Raw genomic sequence first — 12,972 nt, forward strand, 5'->3', positions numbered from 1 at the left:
TGGACACGCGGACAGTTGGTTCCGCGTGAATGGGTGACTATCATGCGAGCCACTGTGCTGGTTGCTGACGACGACGCTGAACAACTCGGCGAAATGAGGGAGTTCCTGAGCAATGCGGGTTTTGATGTCATCACCGCGAATGACGGTTTTCATGCCATCGAACAGATCGCGGCTCACGGCCCGAAGGTGATATTGCTCGACGTGAATATGCCCGGCTGGGATGGCGTGCGCGTCGCCGAAGCGGCGAGCAATCTTGATCATCGCGCCGTCATCATTCTGATGACTGCCGATGAGAGTGCGCTGAAATACGCGATCACCAGCGAAAGCGGCGCCGTCGGCGCATTCGCCAAGCCGGTTCAGCTCGACAAGCTTCTGGGGTTCCTGGAATCGGTGGTGGGGCGCTCAAGCGTCGAAGCATTGAGAGCGAACTAGCCGCGTCACGCCCTCTACCTTCAGCCCATATTTCCTGCATTCGCGCTTAGATGCGAAGCGGGCATCGCCGACTGGTCACGAGCGCCTGATACATCCAAAAGCTGCTGCTTCAGACGCTCGGCCATTGCAGGCATCTTCTCACGCAACTCATCCAGACGCTGTAGCATGCTTTTTGCCGTCAGATAACTGACGCCAAGCTTGCGGCTGACTTGTGAAACGCTGAGGCGCTGGCGGCGAATTTCCTGCGCATGGAAAAGCACCAGCCAGGATGAAAGCGTAACGCGCGTCCCGTGCAGAGGCGTGCCCGAAGTCACACTATATTGGCAACTCCGGCAAGCCTTACAGGTCCACAGACCCGGGCGTGTCGTAAGGCGACAAGCGGCACCAAGCGCGTGGCATCGCAAGCATTCAGGACCCTGCGGCCAACGCGCCGCTTCAAGAAGCGCGCGGCTCAGTTCCTCGGACTCAAACACCTCGCCCAGCGTCGCTGTCTGGCGCGTGCGATCGAGAGATCCCGACAGCACTGTCGTCGCAGAAGGTGAAGGCGCAAAATTTTCCGACATATGGAGCCGTCCCGTCTGATGATTTCAGGAGTTCGCTCCCCCAGCGACGCTCTTTAATTAACGCATATCCAGTGCAGGCGTTCCCGAGAAAATTCGTGAAGTCGGAAGGCGCCGGAGAGATCTTTGCGGAACCGGGGGGGTGCTCGTTCTGATCATCCGTCGCCTTCCGATCAACCGAATTGCGCGGTTATTGCCGCCAACTCAATTCTGTGGCCGAAGAAGGCCCGAACCACGCCTGAATGTGCGATCACCGGGCGTCCGCGTCATTGGGAATTGCGTCGAGTTGTGTGGGGCAAATAGGCATGGATTATGGAATCGCCAGCCGCTTCGTTGCGTGCCGTGCATTTTCGGAACCGCATAATTTGGCGACTTACGAGATATGCCCTGTTAGAGTCCCGGCTGCCTCTCGCAAGAAACGAAGTCATGACGCCAACAAACCGCGCGCTGCTTTTCGTCCTTATTCCCATATTTCTGTTGCTCGGCGTTACGGGCGGGCTTTCGGTCTATTACACGCAGGTCCTTCGCGAAAAGCAGGACTGGGTCATCCATACCTATCGCGTGATCAATACCGCCGACGCATTGTTGTCCAACCTCAGACAAAGCGTTAGCGGCCAGCGCGGATTCCTTTTGACGGGCAAAGATGCCTATCTCGATCCATATCGCGACGGCATCGAGGCGATGAAACAGGATCTCGCCACTCTGCGCATGCTGGCCGCCGATAATCCCCACCACAGCAAACGCATAGAGAGGCTTGAAATACTTGTTGCCCATCGTCTCGCATTTCTCGCGGAAGGTATCGACATTCGCCGCAGCAAGGGGACGGGGGCTGCGGCCGAATTTGTAGGTCAGGACGCTGGCAGAATCCTGATGAACGAGATTGTAAGCGTCATCCATTCCATCACGAGCGAGGAAGAGATTCTGCTCCAGAACCGGAATCGGGATGCCGCCGACCTCAAAGATCGCACGACCATGGCAACCCTGGGTGGTGCCGGTCTGGCCTTGGTCTTTCTTTTAGCCATCGCCGCGCTTTTGTTGCGCAACAATTTCCGTCTCGCCGGCGTCGAAAAGACGCTCGCTGAAAAGGCGGCCCTTCTACAGGCAACCCTCGACAATATTCGAGACGGCATTGCGGCCTTTGACACCAATGGACGTCTGCGTGCATTCAATCGGCGGTTCTTCGAATTGCTTGATTTTCCACGCGAGATGGCCAGGGAAGGCATGTCTCTGGAAAGCTTTCGTGACATCGACAAGCATCGCAGCCACCCTGTCCTCGGCGCACTCCCCTCCCCGGGTCATGTTGCAGAAGACACTTATGAGCGCATCACGTTCAATCGACGCGAGATGGATGTTTACCACAGCCAGCTTTGGGAAGGTGGTTTTCTCGTAGCCGCCACAGACGTGACATCGCGTGTGCGGGCCAACGAAATTCTACGACAGGCTCAGAAGATGGAAGCCATCGGCCATCTGACCGGCGGCGTCGCGCATGATTTCAACAATCTGCTGCAGATCATCAGCGCCAATCTCGATTTGATGGCGCGTGAAGTGCAGGACAATTCGAAAATTACCGGTCGCCTGAAAAATGCCATATCGGGTGTCGAACGCGGGGCACGGCTTACGCAGCAGCTTCTCGCATTCGCGCGTCGCCAACCTCTTGATCCACGTGCGATCAATCTCGGCCGCATCATCCAGGATATGACCGACCTCTTGCGCAGGACGCTCGGCGAGCGCATTGACGTCGAGGCCGTGATTGCAGGGGGGTTGTGGAACACATCGGCCGATCCCGTACAGGTCGAGAGCGGCATCCTCAATCTCGCGATCAACGCGCGCGACGCCATGCAAGAAGGCGGCAAACTCACCATCGAAGTATCCAATGCCATCCTCGATGATGCCTATTTCACCGAGCACACGGAAGTAACGCCCGGTCAGTATGTAATGCTTGCCGTCAGCGATACCGGCGAGGGAATGAGTCCCGAGGTCGCGGCGCGTGCCTTCGAACCGTTCTTCACGACCAAGGCCGAAGGTGAAGGCACAGGGCTGGGGCTCAGCCAGGTCTATGGCTTCGTCAAACAATCGGGAGGCCATATCAAGATCTATAGCGAGATTGGCCATGGAACGACCGTCAAGCTCTACCTGCCGCGCGCGAAGAGAGACGCCAACGTATTTTCCACTCCCCTTGCCGCAGCCGTCGGAGGAAGCGAGACAATTCTCGTCGTAGAAGACGATGAAGGCGTTCGTGCGGCTGCCATCGATCTGCTGAAGGAGCTCGGCTACAGCGTGCTGAAAGCAGAGAATGCCGACGAAGCCTTGGCGCTGCTCAATAGCGGCGCGCGGCCCGATCTGCTCTTTACCGACGTCGTTATGCCGGGATCAATCAACACGCGGGATTTTGTGCGTCGCGCGCAAGAAATTTGTCCGCAGATCAGTGTGCTCTTCACGTCCGGCTATACGCAGAACGCCATCGTTCACAATGGTCGGCTTGACGAGGATGTGTTTCTGCTGAGTAAACCCTATCGCGAGGACGAGCTCGCAAGAAAAGTTCGCAGCATACTGAACGCAGCAACCGCTGGCACAGCGACTTCAGAGGTGACGCCTGCGGTGATTGCCCAGCCACAGAAGCCGCTCAATATCCTCGTGGTGGAGGATGAAATTCTCGTTCGCATGAGCACCGTCGACATGCTTGAACAGCTCGGCCATCGCATCACCGAAGTCGATGATGGAACTTCAGCACTTCAGGCGCTGCAGGCGAATGGTCAGATCGATTTTCTTATCACCGATCTCGGGCTCAGCGGAATGTCAGGACAGGAACTCGTTGAGCGGGTGCGCAAGACGCATCCGGACATGCCGATCGTCGTCGCAAGCGGCTATCAATTGCCGGACGACCCGGCCATGCGCGGGGCCGTCCACCTCGCCAAACCGTTTCAGCTCAGCGACCTCAAAGCCGCGATTGTACGTGCGGTAGCCACTTCCACCGAAAGCTAACGAGCCTTATTCGCTTTACGCGCGGCGGCTGGCCTTTTTGCTGCTGCCTGCCCGCCCATCTTGCCGCCCTTTCGGGAAGAGACCTTGGTGTCCTTCACGCCGCGCCCAGAGCCGGACTTGTTCCCGCCACCGCTCTCTTTATTCACCGTAGCCCATGCGCGTCCCGCTGCTTCGTCCTTCGGGACGCCGCGCTTTTCGTAACTCTCTTCAATATGTGCCGCTTTGCGCTTTTGTTTTTCCGTGTAACTCGACTTGTCGCCACGGGGCATAATTGCCTCCTGCCTTCCGAACATCCATCATTTAGAAACGCCATTGTGAGCGCTTGGGTTCCCGCGAAATGGTTTGGCTCCATGGCACAGACAGACGTGGCTCTTGGCCGAACCGGGCTTCAGAACGTAATTTGGCCAGTAGAGATTGCGTAATCAGGGAGGATTAGCCGTGGCTCAAGACATGCTCGAAATGTTGAAAAAGATTCCCGTTCCGTTCGCCGACTATCTGGGTATCGAGCTGGTGAGGGCCGAACTCGAGAATGTTGAAGCTCGCCTCCTCGTCAAAAAAGAATTGTGCACCATTCCAGACATTCTTCATGGCGGCGCGATCATGGCATTCGCCGACACGCTGGGCGCAGTAGCAACCTTTCTGAACCTCCCGAAGGGTTCAAGCACCACCACCATAGAAAGCAAGACGAACTTCCTCGCCGCCGTGCCGCTCGGCGAAGTTGTGCATGGTCATTGCGCGTCAGTCCATCGCGGTCGCAAGGCAATGGTTTGGCAAACACGCATCACGCGGGCAGACGGAAAGCTTGCGGCCCTTGTCACACAGACGCAGCTTGTCCTCTGACGGGATGGAATTTCACTCCGGGCGACCAATTAATATGCTTTAATATTTTCGATCGGCCATCGAATGGACGGAGAGCATCTTGGCGAAGCAATTTCTGGCTCAGGCGACGGCGGTTTTCTGTCTCGCACTTTCCATTGTCCTGGGCGTAGTAACGCGCGCGCAGGCCGCCGACGATATCCTCGTTTTTGCCGCAGCCAGCCTGAAGGGTTCGCTGGATATTGTTGAAAGCGAGTGGGCCAAAGGCGGCGGCGCTCCAGTCAAAATTTCCTATGCCGGAAGTTCGGTATTGGCCAAACAGATCGAGCAAGGCGCCCCTGCCGATATATTCATTTCCGCCGATCTCGACTGGATGAACTATCTCGCGCAACGCAAGCTCATCAAATCCGAGAGCCGCGTGAATCTTCTCGGCAACCGTCTCGTGCTGATAGCGTCGGTTGGATCGAATATCGCCCTCACTATCGCACCGGGTTTCGATCTTGCCGTCGCGCTACATGGTGGCCGTCTGGCAATGGCCGACACGAGCGGCGTGCCTGCGGGAAAATACGGCAAGGCGGCGCTTGAAAAACTCGGTGTCTGGTCGTCGGTCGCGATGAAGGTTGCGCAGGCGGAAAATGTCCGGGCCGCGCTGGCCTTCGTTGCGCGCGGCGAAGCACCGCTCGGTATCGTTTATGAAACCGACGCAAAGGCGGAGCCGAAGGTGAAAATCATCGACACGTTCCCGGAGGATACGCATCCGCCGATCGTTTATCCCATCGCTCTGACAACAATGTCGAAGAATGCCGAAGCGGCGGCGTTCCTGACATATCTCTCATCGCCCACCGCGCTGGGGATATTTAAGGCACAGGGATTTTCGGTGCGGAAGTGACGCTTGCCTGTCAGCGTTTGCGCAATTCGAGCTGAATGGCTTCCTCGAGAGATCGAAGAAAGCGCGAACGATCCTCTTTCGTGAATGCGGGATTTGTGCCCTTCATGTCCCCTGCTTCGCGCAATTGTTGCATCAGCCCGCGCATGGCCAGTGCCATGCCTATGCTTTCGGGCGTGAAAGGCTTGCCGTTGGAATGGAGTGCCTGAGCGCCGATCTCGATGCAGCGGGCAGCCAGCGGAATATCAGCCGTGATACAAATGTCGCCAGCCGATATGCGCTCGGCGATCCAGTCATCCGCAGCATCCGGCGTTTGCGGCACGACGATCTGGCGGACCATCGGATTTCGGCTCGGGCGCATGCCGCTATTGCTGACAATGAAGACAACCAGATTATGGCGTTCAGCGACGCGGAGAACCTCATCCTTTACAGGGCAAGCATCGGCGTCGACGTAAATCTCAGGCATAGGCACTCCAGGCATCCCGGTTCAGCCCAGCCTTTATGCTGATTTTGTGCGTCGTCCGCAAACACCACGTAGCAAACCTCGGCATGAGCCCGAGATGTCCGTGTCAGAGCGGGACCACCTCGTGGCGCGTTTCCCCGTCAATATCCTCCTGACATGATGTCGCCTCCTGCTTCGAACGGAATGCCTGTGGCGAACAACCGTTCCAGCGTCGAAAGGCGCGACGAAAATTAGCAGCGTCTTCGAAACCCAAGAACGTGCCGACCTCGGCGATGGAAAGTCCAGTTTCTCGTAGATAAGCGCGTGCCATATCGTTTCGCACCTCATCGAGAATTTCCCGAAACGAGGTTCCCTCGTCATAGAGCCGCCTGCGAAGCGTCCGCCCGCTCATATTGAGTTTGCATGAGACTTCATATTCGCTGGCGACCTTGCCTCGCCCGTCGAGCAGAATTCGGCGTATCTCCGATGCCAGATTTGTCGCCATGCCCTGCTCGCGCAGCAGCCTCCCGCATTGCCGCACATACATATCGGCAACCACATTGCCCGCGCCGACGAGCAGAACGTCAACCGCTTCGCGCGGCCCAATCAGCCGGTTCGCCTCTTTGCCGAACGCGACGGGAACACCAAGAAAACGAGCATATGTTTTTTCATCCATCGTCGGTTCGAAAGCAAATTCGATCCGGCAGCCTGCAAGTTCGGTCCCGACGAGATCACCAATTCCGGTGATCGCCGCAGCGAAAAATGCTTCGATCATAAAATTCGGCGCGCCCGGTAGTTCGATTCCAGATGTCATAGAGAGAACGACATTCTCCCGATCAAAGGCGAAGCGAACGCTGCCTTGCGCCGTCTTGATCGGATTGTGCTGCACAAGAAATTCAGCCGCCTGACGAAGCGTTCGGCAACTCATCAATGCGTTGCCGAGAAGCCCGTGCGAACCCAGATGAAGCGACGACCCGAACTGCAAGGCGAATGTCGGGTCGCGCGTCAACTCGACGGCGCGTTCACACAGCTTATAGAACTCAAGTTCTTCCAGCGGCGCGTCTTGCTCCGTGAGCGATGACAGATCGTGACCCAGCGAACGAATTGTGCGCGTGAGTGCGAATATGTAAGCCGGTTGGACTTTCATGCTCCGTCCACATTTGACCCCCCCATTGGCCGTATCGGACCTCACCTTACGCCGACAATATTTCTGAAATGAAGCACTCGCAACCGTGCGAGATCGATTCACACACTTTCCGACAATTCGTGTGAACAAGCGCAAAGACACCGTTCGGGTGCTGACTAAATATAATCGCCGAAAAAGGGGAGAAACATGCGGGAACGCATTCACTTCATTACCGGGCTCTGCCGACCCTATATCGCATTTGTCGCGGCCATCATGATCGCATGTCCTGCGGCCGCGACGGAGTTTACCTTCGGCGAAATCAATTTCAGCCTCGACAATACGGCCTCGATAGGCGCGAGCATTCGCACCTCCCACCAGTCTTGCGAACAAATTTCCGTCTACAATGGCGGCTGCCGCGCCGCGAACGGCACCGACTACGATGTCAATTCGGACGATGGAAACGTCAACGTCGAACGCGGCGAACTTATCTCCGCCCCTCTCAAGATCATCTCCGAGCTTGGGGCAAAGTGGCAAAACTACGGTGTCTTCATTCGCGCCAAAGCCTTCTGGGACCCGGCCACCTATGATCTCGGCAAAGGCAATGGAAATTACGGACCGATTGCCGCCACGACGCCGCAGCGCCGGAACCTGCGCGACGCCTTTCGCGGCGACGACGCCTATAATCGCGAATTGCGCCAGCTGAAGCTGCTGGATGCGTTTGCATACGGGAACTTCAATATCTTCGACGACATGCCGCTCAATGTGCGCGTCGGGCGTCAGGTCGTGAACTGGGGCGAAAGCCTGTTCATTCAGGGTGGCGTTTCGTCCTATCTGCCGCTCGACGTTGCCGCTTTCACAAAGCCCGGAACGGAACTGAAGGAAGTCTTCCTGCCGCAAGCGACTTTGTATGCGAGCCTGGGCCTGCCCGCCAACTTCACCTTCGAAGCGATGTACATTGCCGAATGGGAAAGAGATCCGCTGCCGCCTTGCGGCACATTCTTCTCACCCAGCGATGCGCTTACGGATGGCTGCGGCTATGCCTTGAGCAGCGGCGAGTTCTATTCCAACGCAGATGGAAGCCCGCGCTCCACCAGCGGACTAAGCGACCCGCTGTTCTTGCCGCGTGGCGCATCGCAGATGGCCAGAAATCAGGGGCAATGGGGCGCGGCGTTGCGCTATTTCGCCGACTGGCTCAATCAGGGCACCGATCTCGGCGTCTATTTCGTGAACTTCCACGACAAACTGCCCATCGGCACATTCCGATCCAACTCGAACCAGCTCGCGCTCTCAACCGTGGCGTTACTGTCCGGCGGCAACATGAATAGCCCGGTTTGCACCACGGCGGCGACGACCGACGAAGCGGGCCTGCCCACCTCGCTCTGCGCAGCAGCCGAGGGGCTGGACGCACGATCGAGCGGCAAGTATCTCATCGCTCAGCATCCTGAAGATGTTCACATGATCGGTGGAAGCTTCAACACGACGATCAACATCATGAACGGTACGGCGCTTTCGGGCGATATGGCCTATTACACCAACATGCCATTCCAGCTCGACACGACCGAACTGGTCGGCGCCGACTTTCAGAATGCCGGCTTCACGGCGCAGCCGGGAGAGGCTCCGCTATATCAGGGAGCGGCTGTAACGCCGGGCGATATTATTCCCGGCTATCGAAGGACAAAGGCGCTTGTCGGTCAGACTTATACGCTCAGCACGTTCACACCGTCGAATTTTCTTGTGAACGCCGCCGATGCAGACCTGCTGATCCTGGTTGCCAATGCGGGCTTCCAATATCTTCCGGATGCAAGCGGAAATCGTTTCGCGGTGCCGCGCTCAGGAGAGACGCATGTCAATCCCGGCATGGCCGCCATACTTGGCGATGCCTGCATCGGACTGGGCACGTGCTCGCTCACACCGCAATATGCGTCGAGTTTCTCCTGGGGATATCGCATGCTCGCGATGATGCAATACAACTCCTTCCTGGGATCGCCCTACACGGTCAGCCCGCGAGTGTTTTTCGCGCATGACGTCAAAGGCTACTCGGCCGGACCGATCGGGCCAGGCTTTGTCGAAGGTGTGAAGACCGTCGGTCTCGGCGTCGATCTCGACTTCAAGTCGGTCTACAAGCTCAGCGTCGACTACTCGTCGAGCTTCGGCTCCAAGTACAGGAATGCGATGTACGACAAGGATTTCGCCGCCGCATCGCTCTCCTACACGTTCTGATCTTTCCGCGACGGAGCGCCCCCCGATCCGGCGCGGCTACGAACCGGCTCGGCCTCTCCTCAGGCCGGGCCGGATTTCTTTGGGAATGGGATTTGGCCACTTATGACCTCCCCCTTTTCCTGAATTGACCCTCGTATCGGCTCAGGGCGTCCCTACATTCGTGTCAGCGAAGCGCGTTCATCTCGCACAGGAGACATTGCACATGACTGCCGCACAAGCGCCACGCACGCCCATCGACATTACGATTACGCCGCGCAATCTGAATTTCGATGTCGGGCCGCTCAGCACCGACTGGCATGGAGGCGACGCTTTCCGCACAGCTTTTTTCAACTCCTTGTCGATCATGTTCCCCATAGGCGAGCAGCATTTTATCGACAGCGTGAAATATTATCGCGACAGAATTACCGATCCGACGCTTGCCGCACATGTCCGCGGGTTTACCGCGCAAGAGTCGATCCATCGTCGCGAGCATCAGAAATACAATGAGACGCTTTGCGCCACGCGCGGCTATCCGCTCGAAGCGCTGGAGGAGCCCATCCGCCGCAGGCAGGCCTGGGCACTGGAGCGGCTGCCGCCGATTACGCATCTTGCCTCGACGGTCGCCTATGAACACTGGACGGCGATGCTTGCCGACTCGCTTTTGCGCAAACCTCAAGGGCTGGCTGGGGCAGATCCGGAGATGGCTGCGTTGTGGCGTTGGCATGCGATTGAAGAGAGCGAGCACAAGGCGGTCGCCTTCGATGTTTACAAAGCGGTCGGCGGGTCAAATAGTTTGCGGCGCTGGCTGATGGTTGTGGTGACGGTGCAGTTCTTCTGGGACACGTTCCGCCATATGCGCATCATGCTCCACGATTATCAGGAATCGCGTTTCCAACTCTGGAAAGGCGGCCTCAGTTTTCTGTTCGGCAAGCAGGGTGCGTTTCGTGGCCTCGGCCGTCCGTTTCTCGACTATTTCCGCGCCGACTTTCATCCCTGGGACCATGACAACAGCGCCGTGGTCGCCGAAGTCGCGCGCGAGCTTCAACTCGCCGGCCAGCCGAGCTGAAGCTCTCCCCTTCGCGTTATTGTGGCCCGAAGCTTCTCGGGCTTGATCCGCGCGTCTTCGATCTGCGTAACCGAATGGACGGGCATGGCGGTGCCTGCCATTCTGTGTTCAGTGCAGCGGGGAGATCGGCATGGTATTCGAAACAATCGGCGTCCAGACGCTTCTGATGGCCAATCTCGTCGCCATAGCGGCGATGATGCTGATCCTGTGGCTCATCAGCATTCCTCTGCGCGATGTGAGTTTCATCGACAGCTTCTGGGCCTTCGGCTTTGTGCTGATCAGCTGCGTTACCGTGCGGCTCTTCCCATTCGGGGGCGTGCATCAGCAGGTGCTGACGATCCTTGTCGTCGTCTGGGGCCTGCGGCTGGGCTTCTACCTCCTCTGGCGCTGGAGGCGAGAAGGAGCGGACGGGCGCTATGTCGCGATGACAAGCAAGGCCAAGGGCAACGTCCACCTTTATACGCTGAAGACGGTCTTCGCCCTGCAGGGCCTGTTGATGTGGATTGTTTCTCTCCCGCTGCAGCTTGGCCAATATGGCGCGATGGGCGAACTTGGCCCATTTGCCATGTTCGGTGCGGCGCTTGGCGTTGCCGGGATTCTTTTTGAAAGCATCGGCGATTGGCAGCTCGCGCGATTCAAGGGCGACGCCGCCAATCGCGGCAAGGTGCTTGATAGCGGATTGTGGCGTTACACGCGCCATCCCAATTATTTCGGCGATTTCTGTTTCTGGTGGGGCTGCTACCTTGTCGCCTGCGAAGCACCGTATGGCTGGATGAGCCTGCCGGGGCCGCTTCTGATGACGTTCCTGCTCGTCAAATGGAGTGGTGCGGCGCTGCTCGAACGCCGGTTGAAGCGTTCGCGCCCGACCTATGAGGACTATATCCGCCGGACCAGCGCGTTCATTCCCTGGCTGCCGAAGGCCTGACCGCAAGCTTTACGCTCTGCCGCCTGCCCGCTGATCGGCCTGACGCTGCAACATGCGTCCTGCGAACACGACGCCGATTGCGACGACGACAACGATGATCGTGGCCAGCGCGTTGATTTCCGGCGTGATGCCGAAGCGCACCTTGGAGAAAATCACCATGGGCAAGGTCGTCGCGCTGGGGCCGGACGCAAAACTTGCGATCACCAGATCGTCAAAGGAGAGGATGAAGGCAAGCAGCCAGCCTGCGATCAGCGACGGCGCGATCATCGGCAAAGTGACCGTTCGAAATACGGTGAAGGGGTTCGCGCCCAGATCGAATGCGGCTTCTTCGAATGAACGGTCGAGACCTGCCAGACGCGACTGAACGACAATCGCCACATAGGCCGAGGAAAAGGTGACATGCGCGATGATGATCGTCATCACCCCGCGCTGCGCGGGCCAACCGATCATGTTCTGCAAGGAGACGAAGAGCAGCAAGATCGACAGGCCGAGGATGACGTCGGGCAGGACCAGGCGCGAGGAGATCGACTGGATCATCACCGAGCGGCCGATGAAGCGCCCGAAGCGCACGAGAGCGAAGGCCGCCATGGTTCCCAGGATCACCGAGAGGCAGGCGTTTGTGAATGCAATCTTGAAACTCAGATAGGCCGCGCCGAGCACCTGATCGTCGCTCAACAACTCGCCATACCACTTGGTCGAGAACCCGGCCCACACGGTGACGAGACGCGATGCGTTGAAGGAGAAGATGATGAGCATGACGATCGGCGCATAGAGAAAGGCGAAGCCGAGAACCATGCAGACGATGACGAAGGGCGAAAGGCCGGTGGTTTTCATGTCCGGATCTCCGCCCGCGTCTGGAAGTACTGATAGATCATGATCGGCACCACCAGAAACAGCATGAGCGCAATGGCAACGGCGGACGCGACAGGCCATGCCTGATTTTCAAAGAATTCATCCCATATCACCCGACCGATCATGATCGTGCTCGGGCCGCCGAGAAGCGAGGGAATGACGAACTCGCCAACCGCCGGGATAAACACCAGCATCGCACCGGCAATGACGCCGGGCAGAGAAAGCGGCAGCGTGATCGTAAGAAAGGCGCGCGTACGGGAGGCGCCAAGATCGCCCGCTGCTTCAAGCAAGGTGAAGTCGAGGCGCGAGAGCGACGCATAAAGCGGCAGCAACATGAACGGCAGATATGAATAAACGATGCCGACATAGACCGAGAATGAATTGTTCATCATCGGCAGCGGATCGGAAATGACGCCGAGCGACATCAGGAAACTATTGATGATGCCGTTGTTCTTGAGCAAGCCGATCCAGGCATAGACGCGCAAGAGCAGCGACGTCCAGAAAGGCAGCACGATCAGCAACAGCATCGGGTTGCGCCAGCTCTCAGGCGAGCGCGCGACGCCATAGGCCATGGGATAGGCGATCAATATGCAGATGCAGGTGGCGATGAACGCGATACGGACCGAGTTCAGGTAAGCCAGAATGTAGAGAGGATCTTCGAAGAGATAGTTGTAGTTCGACCAATC

The 12,972-nt window shown here is 57.8% G+C and carries 13 protein-coding genes and 1 pseudogene; 7 read left to right on the forward strand and 7 right to left on the reverse strand.

The window, feature by feature from the left end:
• The first annotated feature begins 42 nt into the window (after positions 1-42).
• Positions 43-432, forward strand: a complete 390-nt coding sequence (locus tag WA943_RS12820; protein ID WP_424470274.1) for a response regulator — start codon at positions 43-45, stop codon at positions 430-432.
• A gap of 20 nt (positions 433-452) precedes the next feature.
• Here WA943_RS12820 and WA943_RS12825 read toward each other — a convergent pair whose 3' ends face one another.
• A complete protein-coding gene (locus WA943_RS12825) occupies positions 453-746 on the reverse strand; it encodes a hypothetical protein (protein WP_424470286.1) in 294 nt (97 codons plus the stop codon).
• Positions 747-773: 27 nt separating this feature from the next.
• Positions 774-995: pseudogene (locus tag WA943_RS12830) on the reverse strand (transposase); the annotation flags it as partial.
• A gap of 423 nt (positions 996-1,418) precedes the next feature.
• On the opposite strand from WA943_RS12830, the gene WA943_RS12835 reads away from it, so the two are divergent.
• Complete coding sequence (locus WA943_RS12835; protein WP_424470275.1) at positions 1,419-3,974, forward strand: CHASE3 domain-containing protein; 2,556 nt, start codon at positions 1,419-1,421, stop codon at positions 3,972-3,974.
• On the opposite strand, the gene WA943_RS12840 is transcribed toward WA943_RS12835, so the two are convergent.
• Positions 3,971-4,243 carry a plasmid stabilization protein gene (locus tag WA943_RS12840; RefSeq protein WP_424470276.1) on the reverse strand — a complete coding sequence of 91 codons (273 nt, stop codon included), beginning with the start codon at positions 4,241-4,243 and terminating at the stop codon, positions 3,971-3,973. The genes WA943_RS12835 and WA943_RS12840 overlap by 4 nt on opposite strands.
• Before the next feature lie 169 nt (positions 4,244-4,412).
• On the opposite strand from WA943_RS12840, the gene WA943_RS12845 reads away from it, so the two are divergent.
• Together WA943_RS12845 and modA are read left to right on the forward strand one after the other, a co-directional pair.
• A complete protein-coding gene (locus tag WA943_RS12845) occupies positions 4,413-4,814 on the forward strand; it encodes a PaaI family thioesterase (RefSeq protein ID WP_424470277.1) in 402 nt (133 codons plus the stop codon).
• A 76-nt stretch (positions 4,815-4,890) separates the two neighbouring features.
• On the forward strand, positions 4,891-5,679 hold the full coding sequence (gene modA / locus WA943_RS12850; protein WP_424470285.1) for a molybdate ABC transporter substrate-binding protein: 789 nt from the start codon (positions 4,891-4,893) through the stop codon (positions 5,677-5,679).
• Positions 5,680-5,689: 10 nt separating this feature from the next.
• Here the strand turns inward: modA and WA943_RS12855 are convergent, their stop codons facing one another.
• Positions 5,690-6,148, reverse strand: coding sequence for a YaiI/YqxD family protein (locus WA943_RS12855; RefSeq protein WP_424470278.1), 459 nt, complete (start codon positions 6,146-6,148; stop codon positions 5,690-5,692).
• Between the two features lie 97 nt (positions 6,149-6,245).
• The gene (locus tag WA943_RS12860) at positions 6,246-7,265 is read right to left on the reverse strand and encodes an AraC family transcriptional regulator ligand-binding domain-containing protein (protein ID WP_424470279.1); all 1,020 of its coding nucleotides are present in this window, start codon (positions 7,263-7,265) and stop codon (positions 6,246-6,248) included.
• Between the two features lie 186 nt (positions 7,266-7,451).
• Here WA943_RS12860 and WA943_RS12865 point away from each other — a divergent pair, with 186 nt between their 5' ends.
• The 3 genes from WA943_RS12865 (at position 7,452) to WA943_RS12875 (ending at position 11,434) form a co-directional block, all read left to right on the forward strand.
• On the forward strand, positions 7,452-9,464 hold the full coding sequence (locus WA943_RS12865) for a DUF1302 domain-containing protein (protein WP_424470280.1): 2,013 nt from the start codon (positions 7,452-7,454) through the stop codon (positions 9,462-9,464).
• A 202-nt stretch (positions 9,465-9,666) separates the two neighbouring features.
• A complete protein-coding gene (locus WA943_RS12870; protein ID WP_424470281.1) occupies positions 9,667-10,509 on the forward strand; it encodes a metal-dependent hydrolase in 843 nt (280 codons plus the stop codon).
• 130 nt (positions 10,510-10,639) lie between these two features.
• On the forward strand, positions 10,640-11,434 hold the full coding sequence (locus WA943_RS12875; protein WP_424470282.1) for a DUF1295 domain-containing protein: 795 nt from the start codon (positions 10,640-10,642) through the stop codon (positions 11,432-11,434).
• A gap of 9 nt (positions 11,435-11,443) precedes the next feature.
• Here WA943_RS12875 and WA943_RS12880 read toward each other — a convergent pair whose 3' ends face one another.
• Both WA943_RS12880 and WA943_RS12885 read right to left on the reverse strand, forming a co-directional pair.
• Complete coding sequence (locus WA943_RS12880; RefSeq protein ID WP_424470283.1) at positions 11,444-12,268, reverse strand: ABC transporter permease subunit; 825 nt, start codon at positions 12,266-12,268, stop codon at positions 11,444-11,446.
• The coding region (locus tag WA943_RS12885; RefSeq protein WP_424470284.1) for an ABC transporter permease at positions 12,265-12,972 on the reverse strand (708 nt) is incomplete at its 5' end. The genes WA943_RS12880 and WA943_RS12885, both read right to left, overlap by 4 nt.

The organism is Parvibaculum sp. (genome assembly GCF_049651025.1).
In the GTDB taxonomy this organism is placed as follows: Bacteria; Pseudomonadota; Alphaproteobacteria; order Parvibaculales; family Parvibaculaceae; genus Parvibaculum.